Origin of the sequence: Acidiphilium rubrum, from assembly GCF_900156265.1 — a bacterium.
Lineage (GTDB): Bacteria > Pseudomonadota > Alphaproteobacteria > Acetobacterales > Acetobacteraceae > Acidiphilium > Acidiphilium rubrum.
In genome coordinates this window covers 22156-41909 of sequence record NZ_FTNE01000003.1, presented here as the reverse complement: position 1 = coordinate 41909, position 19754 = coordinate 22156, and the positions used below count along the sequence as shown (strand labels likewise).

Annotated in this window: 18 protein-coding genes; 6 read left to right on the top strand and 12 right to left on the bottom strand. The window is 66.8% G+C overall.

Going from position 1 to position 19754, the window contains the following annotated elements; all coding sequences use genetic code 11:
• The 3 genes from hutG to hutI are packed head-to-tail and all read right to left on the bottom strand — an operon-like array spanning position 1 to position 3562.
• Positions 1-825: an N-formylglutamate deformylase gene (gene hutG, locus BW994_RS03090; protein WP_029311568.1), complete on the bottom strand. Its 825-nt coding sequence runs from the start codon at positions 823-825 to the stop codon at positions 1-3.
• Positions 822-2357: a histidine ammonia-lyase gene (gene hutH / locus BW994_RS03085; protein ID WP_029311567.1), complete on the bottom strand. Its 1536-nt coding sequence runs from the start codon at positions 2355-2357 to the stop codon at positions 822-824. Before hutH ends, hutG begins: the two co-directional genes overlap by 4 nt.
• On the bottom strand, positions 2357-3562 hold the full coding sequence (hutI, locus tag BW994_RS03080; protein WP_029311566.1) for an imidazolonepropionase: 1206 nt from the start codon (positions 3560-3562) through the stop codon (positions 2357-2359). Before hutI ends, hutH begins: the two co-directional genes overlap by 1 nt.
• Positions 3563-3644: 82 nt before the next feature.
• Here hutI and BW994_RS03075 point away from each other — a divergent pair, with 82 nt between their 5' ends.
• Positions 3645-5015 carry a formimidoylglutamate deiminase gene (locus tag BW994_RS03075; protein WP_029311565.1) on the top strand — a complete coding sequence of 457 codons (1371 nt, stop codon included), beginning with the start codon at positions 3645-3647 and terminating at the stop codon, positions 5013-5015.
• On the opposite strand, the gene ptsP is transcribed toward BW994_RS03075, so the two are convergent.
• From ptsP to BW994_RS03050, 5 genes are all read right to left on the bottom strand, one after another.
• A complete protein-coding gene (gene ptsP, locus BW994_RS03070; protein ID WP_029311564.1) occupies positions 5012-6799 on the bottom strand; it encodes a phosphoenolpyruvate--protein phosphotransferase in 1788 nt (595 codons plus the stop codon). The genes BW994_RS03075 and ptsP overlap by 4 nt on opposite strands.
• 96 nt (positions 6800-6895) lie before the next feature.
• Positions 6896-7195, bottom strand: coding sequence for an HPr family phosphocarrier protein (locus BW994_RS03065; RefSeq protein WP_029311563.1), 300 nt, complete (start codon positions 7193-7195; stop codon positions 6896-6898).
• An 8-nt stretch (positions 7196-7203) separates the two neighbouring features.
• Positions 7204-7626, bottom strand: a complete 423-nt coding sequence (locus BW994_RS03060; RefSeq protein ID WP_029311562.1) for a PTS sugar transporter subunit IIA — start codon at positions 7624-7626, stop codon at positions 7204-7206.
• On the bottom strand, positions 7623-8630 hold the full coding sequence (gene rapZ, locus BW994_RS03055) for an RNase adapter RapZ (RefSeq protein ID WP_051657292.1): 1008 nt from the start codon (positions 8628-8630) through the stop codon (positions 7623-7625). The genes BW994_RS03060 and rapZ overlap by 4 nt, the downstream gene beginning before the upstream one ends.
• On the bottom strand, positions 8627-9049 hold the full coding sequence (locus BW994_RS03050) for an HPr kinase/phosphorylase (protein ID WP_029311560.1): 423 nt from the start codon (positions 9047-9049) through the stop codon (positions 8627-8629). Before BW994_RS03050 ends, rapZ begins: the two co-directional genes overlap by 4 nt.
• A 246-nt stretch (positions 9050-9295) precedes the next feature.
• On the opposite strand from BW994_RS03050, the gene BW994_RS03045 reads away from it, so the two are divergent.
• The 4 genes from BW994_RS03045 to BW994_RS03030 all read left to right on the top strand — a co-directional run bounded on the left by BW994_RS03045 (position 9296) and on the right by BW994_RS03030 (position 13807).
• Entirely contained in the window at positions 9296-10435 is a 1140-nt protein-coding gene (locus tag BW994_RS03045; protein ID WP_029311559.1) for a UDP-galactopyranose mutase, read from the top strand.
• Between the two features lie 135 nt (positions 10436-10570).
• The gene (locus BW994_RS03040) at positions 10571-11614 is read left to right on the top strand and encodes a S1C family serine protease (protein WP_029311558.1); all 1044 of its coding nucleotides are present in this window, start codon (positions 10571-10573) and stop codon (positions 11612-11614) included.
• The gene (locus BW994_RS03035; protein WP_029311557.1) at positions 11614-12297 is read left to right on the top strand and encodes a response regulator transcription factor; all 684 of its coding nucleotides are present in this window, start codon (positions 11614-11616) and stop codon (positions 12295-12297) included. The genes BW994_RS03040 and BW994_RS03035 overlap by 1 nt, the downstream gene beginning before the upstream one ends.
• Positions 12298-12307: 10 nt before the next feature.
• Positions 12308-13807, top strand: a complete 1500-nt coding sequence (locus BW994_RS03030) for a HAMP domain-containing sensor histidine kinase (RefSeq protein WP_245594097.1) — start codon at positions 12308-12310, stop codon at positions 13805-13807.
• Positions 13808-13878: 71 nt separating this feature from the next.
• On the opposite strand, the gene BW994_RS03025 is transcribed toward BW994_RS03030, so the two are convergent.
• From BW994_RS03025 to argH, 4 genes are read right to left on the bottom strand one after another with little or no spacing between them, the layout of a single operon-like run.
• Positions 13879-16188, bottom strand: coding sequence for a DUF4175 family protein (locus tag BW994_RS03025; protein WP_029311555.1), 2310 nt, complete (start codon positions 16186-16188; stop codon positions 13879-13881).
• A complete protein-coding gene (lysA, locus tag BW994_RS03020) occupies positions 16185-17504 on the bottom strand; it encodes a diaminopimelate decarboxylase (protein WP_029311554.1) in 1320 nt (439 codons plus the stop codon). Before lysA ends, BW994_RS03025 begins: the two co-directional genes overlap by 4 nt.
• Positions 17501-17623: a hypothetical protein gene (locus BW994_RS20345; RefSeq protein ID WP_281174436.1), complete on the bottom strand. Its 123-nt coding sequence runs from the start codon at positions 17621-17623 to the stop codon at positions 17501-17503. The genes lysA and BW994_RS20345 overlap by 4 nt, the downstream gene beginning before the upstream one ends.
• Positions 17620-19083 carry an argininosuccinate lyase gene (gene argH, locus BW994_RS03015; protein ID WP_029311553.1) on the bottom strand — a complete coding sequence of 488 codons (1464 nt, stop codon included), beginning with the start codon at positions 19081-19083 and terminating at the stop codon, positions 17620-17622. The genes BW994_RS20345 and argH overlap by 4 nt, the downstream gene beginning before the upstream one ends.
• On the opposite strand from argH, the gene BW994_RS03010 reads away from it, so the two are divergent.
• A complete protein-coding gene (locus BW994_RS03010) occupies positions 19082-19693 on the top strand; it encodes a TlpA family protein disulfide reductase (RefSeq protein ID WP_029311552.1) in 612 nt (203 codons plus the stop codon). The genes argH and BW994_RS03010 overlap by 2 nt on opposite strands.
• Positions 19694-19754 lie beyond the last annotated feature (61 nt).

Here is a 19754-nt window from a genome sequence, read left to right as displayed (position 1 = left end):
TTAGGATGATAAATCGTGTTGAAGGCAGGCGTCGAACAGCTCGCGCAACAGCGCGCGCATCGGCGCGGCACGCGCGGCATCATAGGCGGTCGGCCAATTATCGGGCGCAATCGCGCCATCCGGCTCGTCGATATAGCCACGGCACGCGAGTTCAAGCTGCACGGCATGAACACCACCGGCCGGATTGCCGTAAAACCGCGTGATATAGCCGCCCTTGAACCGCCCGTTGGTGATGTGGCTGAACCCGCTCGCGCCACAGCGCGCGGCCAGCGCCGTCAGCAGATCGCGCGATGCCGAGGCGCCGTCGTTCGTGCCCAGATTGCACACCGGCAGCACGCCTTCGAACAGGCGCGGGATCACCGACCGGATCGAATGGGCATCGAATAACACGATATTGTCGTGCAGGGCGCGCACCCGCGCGATCGCGTCGCGCAAGGCCGCATGATAGGGCGCGAAATAGCCGGCCAACCGTTCGGCGATCTCATCATCGCCGGGTGACGTGCCCGGATGGTACAGCGGCCGCCCATCGAAATCTTCGGTCGGGCACAGGCCGGTGGTCGCCATGCCGGGATAGAGCGACACACCGCTTGGATCGCGATTGACATCGATCACGCTGCGCGAGATTGCCGTCCGGATGATGGTGATATCGAGATCTTCGGCAAAATCGTAAAGCTGCGGCAACCACCAATCGGCATCCGCCTGCGCCTGCCAGCGCGAGACATAGCGATCCGCCAGTGCCGCCGGAATCTCGATGCCGGCATGGGGAATGCTGAGGATCAGGCGTGAATTGCCGGGGCGGATCGCCAGAAATGCAGGATCGCTCATGCGAAATCGCGCTCCAGAACGGGCAGTTCGTCACAAGCGACACTACGGGCGACTTCATTGCTCACCACCAGCGCGCGCGCCGCGGCGATGTCAGGTGCCAGCAACCGATCATCGCCGAGTTCGGGCACCGCCGCGCGCAGCAAGCCATGCGCGCGTCCCAGCATTTCGTTCGTCCGCAACGGTGCCAGGCAATCGAGTGCCTGACAGGCGACCAGATATTCGATGCCGAGCACCGAGGCCAGATTGCCCGCCATCCGCAGGCTGCGCAGCGCACCGTGCGTCGCCATCGAGACATGATCCTCCTGATTGGCCGAGGTCGGAATCGAATCGACGCTGGCAGGATGGGCCAGCATCCGATTTTCCGAAACCAGCGCCGCCGCCGTGACATGCGCGATCATATAGCCCGAATTCAACCCGGGCTTGCGGGTCAGAAACGCCGGCAGGCCCGAATGCGCGGGATCGACCAGCATCGCGATCCGCCGTTCCGCGATCGAGCCGGCCTCGGCGATCGCGAGCGCTAACAAATCGGCCGCGAACGCCACCGGTTCGGCGTGGAAATTGCCGCCCGAAATCACCTCGTTGGTGCCAGCGAACACCAGCGGATTGTCCGAAACGCCATTGGCCTCGATGCTCAAGGTCCGCCGCACCTGCGCGAGCAGGTCGAACACCGCCCCCATCACCTGCGGCTGGCAGCGCAGGCAATACGGGTCCTGCACGCGCGGATCGCCGGTGCGGTGGGAGTCGCGGATCGGGCTCGCGGCCATCAGGCTGCGCAGCGCGCGCGCCACCGCAATCTGCCCGGCGTGGCCACGTAATTGATGAATCCGCTCATCAAACGGCGCATCCGAACCGCGCGCCGCATCGGTGCTCAGCGCCCCGGTGATCAGCGCCGCGCGGCACAGATCATCCGCCTCGAACAAGCCGACCAGGGCGATCGCGGTCGAGACCTGCGTGCCGTTGAGCAGCGCGAGACCTTCCTTGGGTCCGAGCGTGACCGGCGCCAGCCCGACCTCGCTGAGCGCCTGGGCCGCCGGTTTGCGCACACCCGCCACCAGCACATCGCCGATCCCTAACAATCCACAGGCGAGATGCGCGAGCGGCGCAAGATCGCCCGATGCGCCGACCGAACCCTGTGCTGGAATGATCGGCATGATGTCATGCGTCACCAGCGCCATCAGCGCATCGAGCGTCTCGGGTCTGATGCCCGAAGCTCCTTGGGCCAGGCTCGCGATTTTCAAAATCAGGATCAGCCGCACCAGCTTTGCCGGCAACGGATCGCCCACGCCGGCGGCATGCGAGAGCACCAGATTGCGCTGCAAGGTCGCGAGATCGGCGCGGTCGATCCGCGTCGAGGCGAGCAAGCCGAAGCCTGTGTTGATGCCATACACCGCATCGTCCTTATCGACGATGGCCGCGACCACCGCGGCACTCGCAGCGACACCCGCGCGGCACGCGGGTTCGAGCGTGAAATCCGCCCCATCATACAGCGCGCGCCAATCCCCATAGCGCATCGCGCCCGGCGTCAGAACCATCATAGATCATTGCCTTTCAGAATGCGCCGGTACAACGGCGCCGGGCCGATCCAGGCCAGCACCTCCGCCAGGGAGTCGACCGACCAGATCGCAAGATCGCAGGATTTGCCTTCAACGATCGAACCGGTCTCGCTGGCCATCCCCAGCGCCCTGGCCGCGTTGATGGTGATGCCGCGCCACGCCTCATCGAAGGTCAGGCCGAACAGCACGCAGGCCATATGGGCCGACAGGCGCAGCGACATGATCGGCGAGGTGCCCGGGTTGCAATCGGTTCCCACCGCGATCGCGCAACCCGCGCGGCGCATCGCGGCAACCGGCGGTGCCGTGGGTTCGCGCAGCACGTAATACGCACCCGGCAGCACCACCGCGACGGTGCCGCGCGCCGCCATCGCCGCGATGCCCGATTCCGAGGCGTATTCAAGATGATCCGCTGAAATCGCGCCGTAGCGCGCCGCCAGCGCCGCGCCACCGCCTTCGGTCAGTTGATCGGCGTGCAGTTTCACCGCCAACCCATGCGTCGTGGCGGCGGTGAACACCCGCTCGATCTCGGCGGGCGTGAAGGCGATGGTTTCGCAGAATCCATCGACCGCATCGGCCAAATCTTCACGCGCGATCAGCGGGATCATGTGATCGCACACCAGATCGAGATACTCCGCCCGCGCCCGATCCGGCGGCATGGCGTGCGCGCCAAGATAGGTGGCCGCCACCCGCATCCGCCCGGTGGCGCCCAGCGCGCGCGCGGTGCGCAGCACGGCGCGTTCGGTGTCGACATCGAGACCATAGCCGGATTTGATCTCGATCGTGGTGACACCCTCCGCCTCCCAGGCCGCAAGCCGGTGCGATGCCGCGTCATACAACGCCGCCGGGTCGGCCGCACGGGTCGCGCGCATGCTGGCGACGATGCCGCCGCCGCCGCGCGCAATATCGGCATAGGATTCGCCCGCGAGGCGGCGGGCGAATTCATCGGAGCGGTCGCCCGCGAAGATCAGATGGGTGTGGCAGTCGATCAACCCCGGCGTCATCCAGCGCCCGCCGCAATCGATGGTTTCCGCCGCGGTGATATCGCCCATCGCCGCGCGCGTCCCGCACCAGACGATCCGCCCGTCCTTCGCCGCGATCGCGCCGTCATGAATGATGCCCAGCCCCGCTGCGTCGGTCGGGCAGGTCGCGATATGGACGTGGGTCCAGAGGCGGTCGCAGTGCAAAACTTTGCTCCTGACAAGGTCGAACGAGTTGTATATACAACCGGTTCTGATTTCGGTTCAAGCCTGATTGTGGAGCAAAACGATGGCGCGGAGTTTGTGGTTCGCCTGGGCCTGGCTGGCGGATGGCTGGCAGCGGGATGTCGTCCTCACGATCGATCATGCCGGCATCATCACCGGCATCACCGCCGGGGCAGGGCAGGGCGGTTGCGACATCGTGCCCGGTATCGCGATGCCGGGCCTCGCCAATCTGCACAGCCACGGGTTTCAGCGCGCGATGGCCGGGCTCGCCGAACGCGGCAACCGGCCGGGCGAGGATTTCTGGTCGTGGCGGCACGTGATGTATCAGGTGGTCAACGCGCTCGACCCCGACGAGATCGAGGCGGTCAACACCATGGCCTATGTCGAGATGTTGCAGGCCGGTTTCACCACGGTCGGTGAGTTCCACTACGTCCATCACGATCCCACCGGCAAACCCTACGCCGCGCGCGCCGAGCTGGCGGGGCGGGTGATCGCCGCCGCCCAGGCGAGCGGCATCGGCCTGACCATGCTGCCTTGCCTGTACAGCGCCGGCGGCATCGGCCGCGCGGCCGAGCCGGGCCAGCGCCGCTTCATCAACGATCGCGATGCGTTTCTGCGCCTGCACGACGAAACCGCTGACCTACTGCGCGCCGCGATGCCGGATGCCGTGCTCGGCGTCGCGCCGCATTCGCTGCGCGCGGCAAGGCCCGCGGATGTCGCGGCGATCGGTGGGCTGTTTCCGACCGGCCCGGTGCACATCCACGCCGCCGAACAGATGATCGAGGTGGATGATTGCCTCACCTCCCTCGGTGCGCCGCCGGTCGCCTGGCTGCTCGATCATGCCGGGGTCGATCAGCGCTGGTGCCTGATCCATGCGACGCATCTGACCGCGTCCGAGACCGCGCGGCTCGCCGCCAGCGGCGCGGTTGCCGGGCTGTGCCCGCTGACCGAGGCCGATCTGGGCGATGGGATTTTCGCCGGCCCCGCGTTTTTGCAAGCGGGCGGGCGGTTCGGCATCGGCAGTGATTCACTGATCCGGATCGATGCCACCGAGGAACTGCGCCAGCTCGATACCTCGCAGCGCTTGCGCGACCAGCGCCGGGTGGTGCTCAGCCCGCATGGTTCGGCCGGTGAGGTTCTGCTGCGCGGCGCCTGGCAGGGCGGCGCACAGGCGATGGGCCAGCCGATCGGCGCGCTCGCGATCGGTAACCGCGCCGATATCGTGGTGCTCGACCACGCCGGCACCGATCTGGCGGCGCTGCCGCCGGCCCGCTGGCTCGATCACTTCGTGTTCGTCGGAGGCACGCGGCTGATCGATCGGGTCTATGCCGGCGGGCGATTGGTGGTGTCGGGCGGGCGGCATCATGAACATGCGCCGGTCGCGGCGCGGTTCCGCGCGGTGCTGCGCCGCTTGATCGACGCGCTGGCCGGTTAAGCCGCCGCGCCGTCGATCAGCGCGTGCACCGCGGCCGCGCCGGTTGCGGCCAGCGCGGCCGCGGCCAGATCGGCGCAACTGCGGCTGTCGGTTGCGCGGACCGCCCGCTTGATCCGGAGCACGGCACCGCCGTGCATCGAAAACTGCCGCAGCCCGAGGCCGATCAGCAGCGGCACCGCGCCGGTGCGGCTGGCCAGCTCGCCGCACAGCGAGACCGGAATCCCGGCCTGCCGCGCCGCCGCGATCGTCATGCCGATCAGCTTCAGCACGGCGGGATCGAGCGGATCATACAGTGCCACCGTGCCGGCCACCGCACGATCGACCGCGAGCGTGTACATCGTCAGATCATTGGTGCCGATCGCGAAAAACGCCGATTCGCGCGCCAGCGTGGCCGCGTTCAGTGCCGCCGCCGGTGTTTCGATCATCACCCCCAGCGGCGGCGGTTCGGCCGGCAGCCGGATCTGTGCTACCTCCAGCCGGCGCCACACCAGCCGCATCGCCTGGCGCACCGCGATCAGCTCGGTCAGGCAGCTGACCATCGGGATCATGATCCGCACCGGGCCGAACGCGGCGGCGCGCAGCAATGCCGCCAGCTGGGTTTCCAGCAGCGTCTTGTGTTGCAGCAGCAGCCGCACGCCGCGCAGCCCCAGCGCCGGGTTGGTCTCGTGGGTGTTGGGGATCAGCTCGGCGCCCGGCCCATCCGATTGCTTGTCGCCGCCCCAGTCGAGCAGGCGGATCGTCACCGGGTCGCCGTCCATCGCCAGCACCGCCTCGCGATAGGTGGCGAACTGGCGGTCTTCATCGGGCAGGATGTCCTGGTTCATGAACAGGAACTCGCTGCGCATCAGCCCGATGCCGGTGGCACCCGATTGCGCGACCATCGGCAGCTCGAACGGCAGTTCCAGATTGGCCTGCAGCTCGATCGGCACATGATCGAGCGTTTCCGAGGCGAGCCGCCGCAGCCGCCCCAGGCTGCGCTGGCCACGGGCAAACACCGCGCGCAGGCGCGCCGCCTCATCGAGGCTGGCCGGACTCGGGTTGACGATCAGCGTGCCGGCCTCGCCATCGAGCACGACCGTGGCATCCTGGCGCACGGCGGCGAGCAGACCGGCGATGCCCAGCACGGCGGGCACACCGATCGCGCGTAGCATGACGGCGGTATGATCCTCGGCCGAACCCTCTTCAGTCGCGATGCCGGCGAACTGCGCCGGGTTGATCAGCGCCGCATCGGCCGGGCGCAGCCGTTCGACCACCAGCACGCTGCCCTGCGGCAGATCGGCGAAGCTGCGGAACGGCAGGCGGGTCAGATTGCGCAACAGGCGCCGGCCGATATCGCGGATCTCATCAGCCTGACGCGCGGCGGCGCCATCGTCGCCATGGCGCGGCCCATTGCGCACGGCCTGGGCCTGATCCTCGGTGATGTCGATCACCGCGGTCGCCGCCGAGACCAGGCGTTCGCCAATCGCGGTGCGGATCGCGCGCATCAGCCGCGAATTGCCGAGCATATGGATATGCGCGTCGAGCAGCGGCGCGATTTCGGCCTGGGCCGCGTCCGGCAGCCCGGCGAGGCGTTCGTTCAACCGGTTGAGCTGCTTGCGCGACTGTGCTGCCGCCGCTTCGAACTGGTGCAGTTCGGCGGCGATGTCGGTGGCGGCGATTTTCTGGCGCGTGATCGCGAGCGCCGGCTCATCGGCGAAGGTGACAGCGCCGATGCCGATGCCCGGCACGATCGGTGTGCCGGCCAACCGCGTCTGGCGGCGGCCGCGCGGGCCGGCCGGTTTCATGGCGACTCGATGGCGTTCATTGTGTAACACTACAGACGCGCGAGACGATTGCCAAATAAAGATGCAGTCGCCGGTTTGATGGGCAGACGCGCGCGATCAGCCGGTCTCGTAAAACCCCGCGTCGATCAGCCCGGCCACCGCGGCCAAGGCTTCCTTGGCATCCCAGCCATCGGCGGCGATTTCAATCACCGAGCCCTGGCCGGCCCCCAGCATCATCAACCCCATGATCGATTGCGCCGAGACCGACTGGCCATCACGTGAAATCTCGACCGAGGCGCTGAATTTTTCGGCGAGCGTCACCAGCTTGGCCGCCGCCCGCGCGTGCAGGCCGCGCGTATTGCGGATGGTCGCGGTCTGCACCAGGCGTGTGGACGAAGGGCCGCCGTCTTCGGACATGATGAGGCTCAGCCGCAGGCGCGGCGCGGCGAGATCGTGTGCACCACTTCCGAACCGCAGGCGATGTATTTGCGCCCGGCCGCCTCGGCGATATGGACCGCATCGGTCAGGGTATGGGTGCCGCGGATTTTCGCGAGTTTGACCAGCATCGGCAGGTTGACCCCCGCGATCACCTCGACATGGGAGCGATCGAGCATCGACATCGACAGATTGCACGGCGTGCCGCCGAACATGTCGGTCAGGACCACCACGCCGTCGCCGGTGTCGACTTCGGCCACCTTGGCGGCGATTTCGATTCGCTGGGTTTCGATATCGGCATCCGCTTCGACCGAAACGGTTGCGACATTGCGCTGCGGCCCCACCACATGCTCCATCGCATCGCGCAGCGCGACGCCGAGGTTGCCGTGGCTGACCAAAACGAGGCCGATCATTTCGACGCTCCGCTCATAAAATATCTCCGAACTTCGCCCGATTTTCCGGGCGCCGAGGGCAGGTTTGCCGCCGTACGCTGCACCGATGCCGCCGGTTCGGCGGGATGGTCAGCGCTGGGCGCAGTCATGTTGGAATCCAAGTCACGTCCGCCGATCTCAGACCGGATGGCGGTGTGGTCGATCTGGACCACCCAGTTCTGCGACCGCAGGATGCCGCCCAATGCCTCGATCGAGGCCACCGAGCGATGCCGCCCGCCGGTGCAGCCGATCGCAATCATTGCGTATTTTTTGCCTTCCCGCACAAAGCGCGGCAGCAGGAATGTGACCAGACCAGCGACGCGTTCGATGAACTCGGCATAATCGGGGTCGGTTTCAATATAGGCACGAACCGGTTGCGCGAGCCCGGTCTGCGGACGCAGGTCGGGTATGTAATGGGGGTTGCGCAGGAAGCGCGCATCGAGGACAATATCGGCCTCGCGGGGGATGCCGGCGGGGAAGGCGAAGGAGACCAGCGTGATCGCGAGGCCCGGGTTATCGGTGCCGAACCGCCTCTCGATCATCTGGCGCAGCGCCGCCAGCGGCAGGTCGGACGTATCGACCACCCAATCCGCCGCGTCGCGCAGCGGGCGGGTCAGTGCTTGTTCGGTCGCGATTCCCTCGCTCACCGTGCCTTGCAGCGCCAGCGGATGGCGCCGCCTGGTCTCGGTGAAGCGGCGTTGCAGCACCTCGTCCGAGGCGATCGCGAAGATCAGCTCGGGTTGCACGATGTGCGATTGCCGCAGGCGGGCCAGGGTTTCGATGATATCGCCGGCCGAGAAATCCCGATTGCGCGCATCGAGCCCGACGGCGAGGGGTTTTGCAGCCCCGATCAGCGTTTCGACCAGGCGCAACGGCGGATTATCGACTGCTTCGTAGCCAAGGTCTTCGAGTGCTCGGAGCACCGAATTCTTGCCCGCTCCCGAGAGGCCGCTGACCACGACCAGCCTGGGATTAGGCGCGCTCATGCCGCGAAGGCACCGCAATACTGGGTTTTTCGGCCGCAGATCGCATCGAGAGCCCAGGCGATTTTCACGGCGGCGCTCGCCGCGCGCGGATCGATCGTGATTGTGGCAACGCCCAAAGCGGCATCGATCGCGGGGGAGGGGAGACGGATTGCCTCGACCCCGAGGGTCACGATCAGGCGCAGATGCGCGCTTGCCCGGCAGGGCACCTGGAAAATGCCGACACCGCGCACCTCGAACAGGCCGCTCAGCGGCACGGCGGCCCTCACGCGCCCGTCCTCGATCACGAGTTGGTCATCGCCGACCAGAGCAAATCCACGGTCGATCAGCTGCAACAACAGATCAGATTTGCCAGACCCCGGCGAACCGAGCAGCACAATTGCATCATCGCCAAACGCCGCGCAGGAACCGTGAAAAGCCATCGTGTCCTGATTGTGGCAAGTTTCAGGCAGAAACAAAAGGGGGAGGTCGCACAGTTAATTCCAAATCTTTATGATTTTGTAAGATATTGCCATGAAAGACGTGGTCGCTTAAATAGCGGCGCGGTTTATCAACTTCAGATTGCGGGTATTCGCAGAGCCTCGCTATGTTTCAGAATGACTCTGAATTCTTGCCTATAGAATGCAGAATTTGCCATAGAAACCGCGCCTGAGGCCAAGGAGAGCAGTGTGACGACCACCAAGCCGGTTCTGATCGTGGGGGCCGGGTTTTCCGGTGCCGTGCACGCGCGCCTGCTCGCCGAGGCGGGGTATCGGGTCGATGTCATCGATGTCAGGCCGCATATCGGCGGCAATGCCTATGATCATGTCGATGCCAACGGCATCAGGGTGCACGCCTATGGCCCGCATCTGTTTCACACCAAAAACAAGCCGATCGCCGATTGGTTGCGCCAGTTCGGCACGTTCGTCGATTACACGCACAAGGTGCGCGCGCTTCTGCCCTCCGGCATCATGGCGCCGCTGCCGATCAATCTGGATACCGTCAATCTGGTGTTCGGTACGTCCTACACCACGCCCGAGCAGGTGGCCGATCACCTTGCCCGGGTCGCCGTGCCGATCGCCAAACCGGCGAATGCGGCGGAATATCTGTACGCCCACATCGGCCGCGACCTGACCGATCTGTTTTTTCGGCCCTACACCAAAAAAATGTGGCAGTTCGACCTCGAGGACATGGCCTCTGCCGTGGTCAAGCGGATTCCCCTGCGCAGCGACCGGACCGATACGTATTTCGCCGACGACGAGATCCAGATGATGCCGCGCGACGGCTACACGGCGGTGTTTCAGCGCCTGTTCGATCACCCGCTGATTACGGTTGCGCTCGAGACCGCGTTCGACCGCGCGATGCTGGCCGATTATGCCTTCTGTTTCAACGCCATGCCGATCGATGCCTATTTCGATTTCAGCGCAGGCGAGTTGCCATACCGCTCGATCCGCTTCCATACCCGCACGATCACCGACGCACCGGCGCAGGATTGGAGCGTGACCAATTACACCGACTCGGGCGCGCTGACCCGCGAGACGCGCTGGGACTGCCTGCCCCACCATATCGTGCAGGAAACCGGCCGGCGCACGATTACCGCCGAGGAGCCGTGCGATTACCGCGACAATAACCGCGAGCGCTACTACCCGGTCAAGACCGCCGACAACCGGTTTCAGGCGATATACAACAAATACAAGGCAATCGCCGATGAAAGCTCATCGGAAATGGCATTTATCGGCCGGTGCGGCACGTATCAGTATCTGGACATGGATCAGGTGATCAACCAATCGCTGGCCTCCGCCCGCCGCTGGATCGCCGCGCGCGCCTGATCGAACCGGGGCGTGACGCGAACATGCCAAGCTCGTAACGTCGCCGTAACGCTCACGAAACGCCCGCTGGTGGAATCTTGCGTGGGGTGATGCTCACTGTCATGTCTTGAACCGGCCCAACCATAGGATTCGTGTATGCCGGCTCACCGCCGCGCGATTATCGCAGGTCTTGCCGTCGCGCCCTGGGCGCTGCGGCCGCATGGCGTGGCGGCAATGCCCTCGAGCTTCGCGCCGCTGGTGCGCCAGGTCGCGCCGACGGTGGTCGGCGTCGCGGTCACCCAGTTCAACGGACAGGCAAGGCCCGCACCGCCCGTCCTGTCGCAGACGCGGCCGCAACGGCAGGATTACGCCGGGGCCACCGCGGTCAGCAGGGCTGCGGGTTCAGGTTTCATCGTCTCCGCCTCGGGCATCATCGTCACGAACAACCACGTGGTGGGCGATGCGCAGCGCATCATCGTCACGCTCGATGATGGCCAGCGCCTGCGGGCGCGGGTGATCGGGGCGGATCAGCTGACCGATCTGGCAATCATCAAGGTCGAGGCAGGCCGAGCCCTGCCGCGCATCGCCTGGGGCAATTCGGCGCATATGCAGGTCGGTGACTGGATCCTGGCGGCCGGCAACCCGTTCGACCTCGGTACATCGTTCACCGCCGGCATCATCTCGGCGCGCGGCCGCCAGATCGGCGATGGTCCGTTCGATCATTTCCTGCAGCTCGATGCGCCGATCAACCCGGGCAATTCCGGCGGCCCCTCGTTCGACATGACGGGGCATGTGATCGGCGTGAACACCGCCATCGTCTCGCCTTCCGGCGGGTCGGTCGGCATCGGGTTTGCCATTCCGTCGAACATGGCGCGCCGCATCGTCGATGCGCTGATCGCCCACGGCAGCATCCCGCGCGGCTGGCTGGGTGTGTCGGTCAGCGATCTGCCGACCGGTCAGCCCGGCGTGCGGCTGACCCGGGTCGATTCTTCGGGGCCGGCCGGTGCGGCCGGATTACAGCCCGGTGACATTGTGATCGCGATTAACCATCTGCCGGTGAACGACGCGAGCGCGCTGATCCGCGCCATCGCCTCGGTGCCGCCGGGAACGGTGGAACATCTGCGGATGGATCGGGACGGTCGACTGTTCGACCTTTCAGTAACGGTCGGCCGAAGGCCGGCGGAATTGGGGAGTGACTGATGCGTATACTTATTGTGGAAGACGACAAGGACGTGGCCGGGTTCGTGGTCAAGGGTCTGCGCGAGGCTGGTCACACCGTCGAACACGCCGATAACGGGCGCGACGGGCTGTTCATGGCGGCATCGGAGAATTTCGACGCGATCATTCTCGATCGGATGCTGCCCGGCGGCATCGATGGGTTGCGCCTGCTGGAAACGCTGCGCGCGCAGGACAACGCAACACCGGTGATGTTTCTCTCGGCACTCGGTCAGGTCGATGACCGGGTCAAGGGGCTGAAGGCCGGCGGCGATGATTATCTGACCAAGCCTTTCGCCTTCGCCGAATTGCTCGCGCGGGTCGAGGCGATGTCGCGCCGCGGCAAGGGCGAGGGGCCGACCACGCGGCTCAACGTCGGTGATCTGGAAATGGACCTGCTGTCGCGCGGCGTGAAGCGCGCGGGGCAGAAGGTCGATCTGCAGCCGCGCGAATTCCGGCTGCTGGAATATCTGATGCGCCATGCCGGCCAGGTGGTCACCCGCACCATGCTGCTCGAAGGCGTGTGGGACTATCATTTCGACCCGCAGACCAATGTGATCGACGTGCATATCTCGCGCCTGCGCCAGAAGATCGACAAGCCGTTCGACGCCCCGCTGCTCCATACCGTCCGCAATGCTGGGTACATGCTGCGGGTCGAGGAGCCCTGAGGCCCGCCGTGTGAGCGCCTTCACGCCCATCGTCACCGAGGCGAAACCCGCCGGCGCCAGACCGCCGAAACGCCGGCGGCTGCTGCGCTCGGCGGGTGTGCGGTTCGCGGTGCTGTATGCGCTGGTGTTCGGTGTTTCGACCGTGCTGCTCGCCGCCTCGCTGCGCTATTCCACGATCGGCCTGCTCGACCGGCAGACCCATGAAGCCATCCGCGGCGATGCGCGCGGGCTCGCGGCGCATTTCAAGACCGGCGGCCTGCCCGCGCTGGTGCTGACGCTCGACAGCCGGATCAACGAGGATATCAACGAAAACGCGATCTATCTGCTGGTCGATCCGCTCGGTAATCGCGTCGCCGGCAACATGAGCCGCTGGCCGACCGGCATTGCCACCCCCAACGCGTGGTATCAGGTGCCGGTGGAGCGCGCCGGTAAACGCTCGCACGCGCTGATGCGCTATTACGAACTGCCAGGCGGCTTTCAATTGCTGGTCGGGCGCGATGTCAGCACGCGCTCGCAACTGCGCCGGGTGCTGCGCGATGGGCTGATCTGGGCGCTCGCCGCCATGCTGCTGCTGGGTGCGCTCGGCGCGCTGGTGATCCGCGGCCTGTTCAAACGCTCGCTCGCCGATATTTCCGCCACGTCCCGCGCGATCGCCCGCGGCGACCTGACGCAGCGCGTGCGCCGCTCCGGCCACGGTGACGAATTCGACGAGCTGGCGGAAACCATCAACGACATGCTCGACCGCATCACCCGCCTGATGGATGGCGTGCGCGAAGTTTCCAACTCGATCGCGCATGATCTGCGCACGCCGATCACCCGCGCCCGCGCCCGGCTGGAAGACGCCGCCTCCCACGCCCGAACCGAGGATGAACTGCGCAGCGCGGTCGATCGCGCGACCAGCGAACTCGATGGCGTGGTCAAAGTGTTCCAGGCGCTGCTGCGCATCGCCGAAATCGAGGCCGGCGCCCGCCGCTCCGCCTTCGCCAGCATCAACCTCACCCCGGTGCTTGAAGACCTCGCCGAGTTTTTCGACGCGGTGGCCGAAGAGCGCCATATCACGATCGATACCGCCTGGCCGCCGGACCTGCCGATGACCGGTGATCGCGACATGATCCAGCAGGCCATCGCCAACCTGCTCGAAAATGCGATCAAATTCTCCCCACCGGATCATCACGTCTCGATTTCGGCGCGCATGGACGCCCAGCAGATCGAAATCCACATCGCCGACCAAGGACCGGGCATCCCGGAAGCCGATCGCCCGCGCGCGACCGAACGGTTCTACCGAGGCGAACAAGCCCGCTCGACCCCCGGCACCGGCCTCGGCCTCGCGCTGGTCGCCGCCATCGCACATCTGCACGGCGGCGTCCTCAGGCTGGAAGACAACCGCCCGGGTCTGCGCGCGGTCCTGGTGCTGCCGCGCCGCGCCCTCAACCCGGAAGCCACCCTGCGCATCAAACTATGGGCCCAAACCATGCGCAAAACCGAAATCGCGCCACCCGCGCCGGAGTGAACCGTTTGTGGGTTGGGTGCCTGAGCCAAGCAAGGCGGAGGGAAAGCCCCCCGCCTTGCTTGCTTCCAGCCCTAGAAATCGGACCCTAGCAGGCGGTGGTAATACGAATGTGCCGGCGCGGGCAGGTCTGGTTCGGCGTCGCGGCGGATCAGTTCGTTCTGGATGGTCCGGGCGTCGGAGTGGGCGCCGGCGCGGCCAAGGCTGATGGTGCTGTGGCTTTGGTTGCCGTATTCGCCGTGTCCGCCGGCGGCGCGTTGGCCGAGGCCGGAGGGGCCGCTGCCGGTGCCGTGGCCCATCTGCATGGCTTGCAGCGTGTTCTGGGCTTGTTGCAGCGCGCTGATGGCAGCGCGTTCGCTGGGCAGCGCACCGGGCTGGTTGCCCAGTTTGAGCTGCGCCTGCGCGCTTTGCATGGCACTTTCGCCTTGCCCGATCTGGGGTGAGGGCGTCATCCCGGCCTGGGCCATGGCTTGCGCCGCCATCTGGAGCTGTTGTTCCAGCGCGTGCTGTTGGTTTGCCAGCGCCTGGCTTTGCGCGCTGGGCGGGTTGCCGGCCTGATTGCCCATCGGGGGCGGGGTATCCTGCCGTGCGGTATGGTCCATCAGATCGGCTTCGCGGCGCATCACCGATGACAGCGATTTCGAGGCTTGTTGCGCCGCCTGTTGCCGGGCTTGCTGGGCGGCGGAGGCGGCTTTCGCGTTCTGCAACTGGCGCAGCATGGCGCGCAGTTTTGCAAGGTCGCGCTGCGCCTGTGCCGTCTGTCCGGCGGCGGCTTCCTGGGCGATCTGCTGGGCGAGCCGGCTGATCGCGGACATCTGCATCATCTGCGCGCTGGTCGATTGCTGCTGGCCCTGGGCCGCGCTGTGGGCCTGGGCGGCGGCGTTGAGGTGCGACAGGAGCTTTTGCAATTGCTGCGCGCTGGGCGATTGTCCGGCGAGCGCCTTCTGCAGCGCGGCCTCCAGCGCCTGCCTTGCCTGGGCGAGTTGTTGGGCGGCGCGAAAGGCAGCGCCCTGCTCGGCGCGCTGCACCAGCGTCCACAGCCTGGCCTCGGGGTGATCAGCGGCGGCGGTGTTTGCCGCGAAGCCTTGCGCGAACGAAGCCAGATCACGCGCGGTCCCCGGCGTGATCGGGCCGGGCGGTGCATGCGCGATGGTTGTGAGCGCGAGGGCCAGCGCCGGCCGCGCCGCCGGTGTGAGGGCGAGGGCGCGGCGGATCGCTTCGAGCGCCTGGGCCGTCCGGTTGTGCAAAACCGGCGCGGGCAGCACCACGCTGGCGGCTGCCGAATGCGCAATCTGGCCGGCCCGGTTGGTCGCGCGCAGTTCGGCCGCCACCGCCATGCCGGCATAGGGGCTGGCGAGCAGGGTGAGCAGCGCATCGCCATGGCTCGCGTTCGGGTGCGGCACGGCGGCGCTGCCTTGTTTCGCGTGCGGTGCCGCGATCGGGCGGAACGCGAGCGCCAGATCGGTCAACCCGTACCGGCTGTCCACCTGCCAGGCGAAATCGACGCGCTTGCCGTCCGGATCCGCGTAGGGCGGCGTGGTGAAGCCGACCTGCGGCGGCGTGGGCGGTGACACCACCAGATCATAGCGCGCAATCCGGTCCCAGAACGGCCCGATCACGATGGATTCCGAGGTGGTGACCACCCGCGTGGTGCGATAGCTGCCGGTCGCGATGGTGGAAAATTTCAGCGCATGGCCATCGATCGTGGCACGTGGTGCCGCGCCTCCACCACCGGTCACGATCAGCGACAGCGACGATCCGGTGAGTGCGGCGATCGGTTTGGTGCCGGGTTCGACCAGTTGCGGGGCCTCGCCGGTCCAGCTTGGCGGCGTGATCCAGGCTTGCAGCGCGAGGCTGCCGCCGCCGAACGGGTGCGGCACCGCAAGGCTTGCGGCGAGCCGCCGCCCGGCATCGCCACCGGCGGCGATCCAGGCGGCGATCAGCGCCAGCAGCAGCAGCGCCCGCAGCGCATAGGGATCGTGCGATGCGAAATCGGGCGTCGGCCGGCCGATCCGCGCACCGCCGATCGCGGCCGCAATCCGCGCCCGATGGGCCTGCCACAGCTTATCGCCACCGGCAGCGAGCAGGGCGGGCGTATCCTCATAGGCCGCGATCGGGCGGTGTTGCAGCCGGGAATCATGCTCGATCCGCCGATCGATCGCGGCGGCTTGCGGGGGTGCGAAGCGGCGTTTTGCATGGATGATGGCGGCGGCGAGGGCGATCAGCCCGACCACATCCGCCTGCCAGCCGCCCGCACCGAGCAAGGTGGCGATCAGGAACAGGGCGATCACGCCGAGCGGCAGCAATGCGGCGATGGCGAGCGCCTCGATCATCAGCACGATGCGCGCCCGGCGGCGCAACCGTTCGAGGCGCTGCTCCATCATGCCGGCGGGATGATTTCGTCACGCCATAATTGTTCGATGCTCTGCCGCATCCTGATCACATGGGGTTGCCCGCGATCGATCAAGACCTGCGCTGCCAACGGCCGCCCGTTATAGGTGCTGCTCATCGCCGCGCCATAGGCGCCGGCATCGAGAACTGCGACCAGCGCGCCCGGCGCGAGCGGCGGCAGATCGTAGCGGCCGAACCGGTCGCTGCTTTCGCACACCGGCCCGACCACCTCGCACGCGCGCGGCCAACCGCTCGCCTCGACGGCGCCGACCGGCACGATGCCGTGCACCGCATCGTACAGGGCCGGGCGCAGCAGATCGTTCATCCCGGCATCCAGAATGACGAAATCATCGGCCTCGGTCGCCTTGGTCAGCGTTACCCGCGCCAGCAGAATCCCGGCCGGCGCGACCAGCCAGCGGCCGGGCTCGATCACGATGCCCAGATCGCGCCCGGCCAGTATCCGCCGGACCATCGCGGCATAGGCGGGCAGCGGAAACCCTATGCCATCGTCATACGGAATGCCGAACCCGCCGCCGAGGTCGAACATCGTCACCGGCGTCCCTGCCGCGTTGAGTTCATCGATCAGGGCGAGAATGCGCGTATAGGCGGCCTCGTAGGACGCGATCTCGAAGATCTGGCTGCCGATATGCGTCGAAAACCCGACCGGCCGGAGCCCCGCCAGCGTGGCCGCATGGCGATACAGTGCGGCGGTATCCTGATAGGCGATGCCGAATTTATCGGTGGCGCGGCCGGTGCTGATCTTGTCGTGCCCGCCGGCCGCGACATCCGGGTTGATCCGCAGCGCCACCGGCGCGGTGCGGTCCCGCGCGCGGGCGAGTGCCGCGATCATCGCAAGCTCCTCGGCGCTTTCCACATTGATCTGACCGATGCCGGCCTCGATCGCCTGGATGATTTCCTCGGCCCGCTTGCCGACCCCGGAATACACCATCGCGGCCGGATCGATCCCGGCCGCCGCGGCGCGGGCGAATTCACCGGCGCTGGTCACATCGGCACCCGCACCGCCAGCGCGCAACAGCGACAGGATCGCCAGATGATCGTTCGCCTTGATGGCGTAGCGGATCGCAGGCGTCAGGCCCTGGGCGGCGAATTCACCCTGCAACGCCGCCATCCGGCTGCGCAGCGTGGCCGCGCTGTACACCCAGGTCGGTGTGGCGTGCCGCGCCGCGATGCCGGCGAGCGGCACATCATCGAGGCAGAGCCCGTCCATCGCGTGCCAGGCGAGCGCGGGCCGTGCGGCGATCAGCCGGTGCCAGGGCTGGTCGCGGGCGAGATCGGGCGCGTCGTTCATTGCGAGGGGTAGGTGTGCGGATAGGTGATCGCGCTGGCGGGCCCGGGCTGCGTGGGCGCGCCGGCGCGGCCGCAGGCAGCGAGGGCGGCGCAGGCCAGGATCAGGATCAGATATTTCATCGCAGACTCTCCTGCCATTGCGCGGCCTCGCGCGCCACATTCGCCGGCGCGGTGCCGCCATAGGCGCTGCGGGCGGCAACCGAGGCCTCGATGCTCAACGTCGCGAACACCGCTTGGGTAATGCGCGGTTCGGCCTCCTGCATCACCGCGAGCGGCAGGTCGGCAAGGTCGATGCCGCGGGCTTCGGCCGCGGCGACGAGGCGGCCGGTGACGTGATGGGCGGTGCGGAACGGCAGGCCGAGGTCGCGCACCAGGTAATCGGCCAGATCGGTCGCGGTCGCGTAATCCGCCCCGGCGGCGTCGCGCATGCGAACCTCATCGGCCTGCATGTCGCGCACCATGCCGGTCATCGCGGCGATGCTGAGTTCGGCCGCATCGGCCGCGTTGAACACCGCCTCCTTGTCCTCCTGCATGTCCTTCGCATAGGCGAGCGGCAGGCCTTTCATGACGGTGAGCAGCGACACCAGCGCGCCGAAAATCCGCCCGGTCTTGGCGCGGGCCAGCTCGGCGGCGTCCGGGTTGCGCTTCTGCGGCATGATCGAGGACCCGGTGGTGAACGCATCCGACAGGCGGATGAACCGGTACGGCGCGCTGACCCAGATGATGATTTCCTCGGCGAAGCGCGACAGATGCATCGCCATGATCGACAGAGCGGATAAAAATTCGATCGCGAAATCGCGGTCCGAGACCGAATCCAGCGAATTCGCGGTCGGGCGGTCGAAGCCGAGCGCCTGCGCGGTCATGCTGCGGTCGATCGGAAAAGTGGTACCGGCCAGCGCCGCCGCCCCCAGCGGCGATTGATTGAGCCGGTGGCGGCAGTCGGCGAGGCGGGAGCGGTCGCGCGCCAGCATTTCGACATAAGCGAGCAGATGATGCCCGAAGGTCACCGGCTGCGCGGTCTGCAGATGGGTGAAACCGGGCATGATCGCGCCGGCGTGTTCCGCCGCGCGATCGGCCAGGGCGCGCATCAGGTCGCGCAGCTGAATATCTGTCGCATCGATCGCGTTGCGCACCCACAGCTTGAAATCGGTCGCGACCTGGTCGTTGCGGCTGCGCGCGGTGTGCAGCCGGCGCCCGGCCTCGCCGATGCGGCCGACCAGCCAGGCCTCGATATTGGTGTGGATGTCTTCGAGCGCGGGGTCGAAGGTGAATGTGCCGGCGGCGATGGCATCGCCGATTTCGGTCAGGCCCGCGCTGATCGCGGCCTCGTCGGATTGTGATATGATGCCCTGGCTGGCCAGCATCGAGGCGTGCGCAAGGCTGCCCTGGATATCTTCGCGCCAGAGCCGGTAATCGAACCCGATCGAGGCGTTGATCGCCTGCATGATCGCGGCCGGCCCCTCGGAAAACCGCCCACCCCATTGCAGACTGGCCCGTTGAAGATTGGCCCATTGCGCACGCGGCGGGTTATGATCAGATGCGTGTTTAGAGATATTTTCTGGTGGAGCATCGGCATTCATGGCAATCGGACTTTCACGGCGGCAGTTCGCGGCGTTGGGCGCGGGGGTGATACTGCCTGACTTAACGGCGCTTGCCGGCTTCGGCAAATCGGCGCGGGCGGGACAATTGCCCGATGTCGGCCAGAATCTGGCGGAAACCCTGCCGCAGCCGGTGCCCTCGTTTCATTTCATGGACGCCGCGGGACGCCGCCTGACGCTCGCGCATTATCGCGGCGAGGGGCTGGTGGTGAATTTCTGGGCAACCTGGTGCCCGCCGTGCCGCGCGGAGCTGCCCTCGCTGGTCGCGATCAACAAGGTGCTGCTGCCCGAGGGCATCAGGGTATTGCCGATTTCGGTCGATTCCAACGGCATCCAGGCGGTCGCCCCCTACTACAAGGCACATGGGATCACCGGCGTGCCGATGCTGTTCAACCCGAATTCGAGCGCCTTGCAGGCGTTCCAGGTCAACGGCATCCCGCTCACCGTGATCGTGAACCGCAAAAGCGAAGTGGTGGCGACGCTGAGCGGTGCGGGCAACTGGAACAGCGCGGGCACGGTCGCGCGGGTGCGCCAGCTGATCGGGCCTGCAACGGGCGTCGTCGCCAAGCCGGCCGCGACGACGCCGACCTGAGATGTCTTGCGGTTGCGGCATGGGGCTGATACGGCGCGCGCTCTGAACAGAGGGTGAGCGC

What these genes read in the sequence shown, in the direction of transcription:
- hutG (WP_029311568.1), bottom strand. Translation starts at nt 825, where the DNA reads ATGAGCGATCCTGCATTTCTGGCGATCCGCCCCGGCAATTCACGCCTG.
- hutH (WP_029311567.1), bottom strand. Translation starts at nt 2,357, where the DNA reads ATGGTTCTGACGCCGGGCGCGATGCGCTATGGGGATTGGCGCGCGCTG.
- BW994_RS03075 (WP_029311565.1), top strand. Translation starts at nt 3,645, where the DNA reads ATGGCGCGGAGTTTGTGGTTCGCCTGGGCCTGGCTGGCGGATGGCTGG.
- ptsP (WP_029311564.1), bottom strand. Translation starts at nt 6,799, where the DNA reads ATGAAACCGGCCGGCCCGCGCGGCCGCCGCCAGACGCGGTTGGCCGGC.
- BW994_RS03065 (WP_029311563.1), bottom strand. Translation starts at nt 7,195, where the DNA reads ATGTCCGAAGACGGCGGCCCTTCGTCCACACGCCTGGTGCAGACCGCG.
- BW994_RS03060 (WP_029311562.1), bottom strand. Translation starts at nt 7,626, where the DNA reads ATGATCGGCCTCGTTTTGGTCAGCCACGGCAACCTCGGCGTCGCGCTG.
- rapZ (WP_051657292.1), bottom strand. Translation starts at nt 8,630, where the DNA reads ATGAGCGCGCCTAATCCCAGGCTGGTCGTGGTCAGCGGCCTCTCGGGA.
- BW994_RS03050 (WP_029311560.1), bottom strand. Translation starts at nt 9,049, where the DNA reads ATGGCTTTTCACGGTTCCTGCGCGGCGTTTGGCGATGATGCAATTGTG.
- BW994_RS03040 (WP_029311558.1), top strand. Translation starts at nt 10,571, where the DNA reads ATGCCGGCTCACCGCCGCGCGATTATCGCAGGTCTTGCCGTCGCGCCC.
- BW994_RS03035 (WP_029311557.1), top strand. Translation starts at nt 11,614, where the DNA reads ATGCGTATACTTATTGTGGAAGACGACAAGGACGTGGCCGGGTTCGTG.
- BW994_RS03025 (WP_029311555.1), bottom strand. Translation starts at nt 16,188, where the DNA reads ATGATGGAGCAGCGCCTCGAACGGTTGCGCCGCCGGGCGCGCATCGTG.
- lysA (WP_029311554.1), bottom strand. Translation starts at nt 17,504, where the DNA reads ATGAACGACGCGCCCGATCTCGCCCGCGACCAGCCCTGGCACCGGCTG.
- BW994_RS20345 (WP_281174436.1), bottom strand. Translation starts at nt 17,623, where the DNA reads ATGAAATATCTGATCCTGATCCTGGCCTGCGCCGCCCTCGCTGCCTGC.
- BW994_RS03010 (WP_029311552.1), top strand. Translation starts at nt 19,082, where the DNA reads ATGGCAATCGGACTTTCACGGCGGCAGTTCGCGGCGTTGGGCGCGGGG.
- argH (WP_029311553.1), bottom strand. Translation starts at nt 19,083, where the DNA reads ATGAATGCCGATGCTCCACCAGAAAATATCTCTAAACACGCATCTGAT.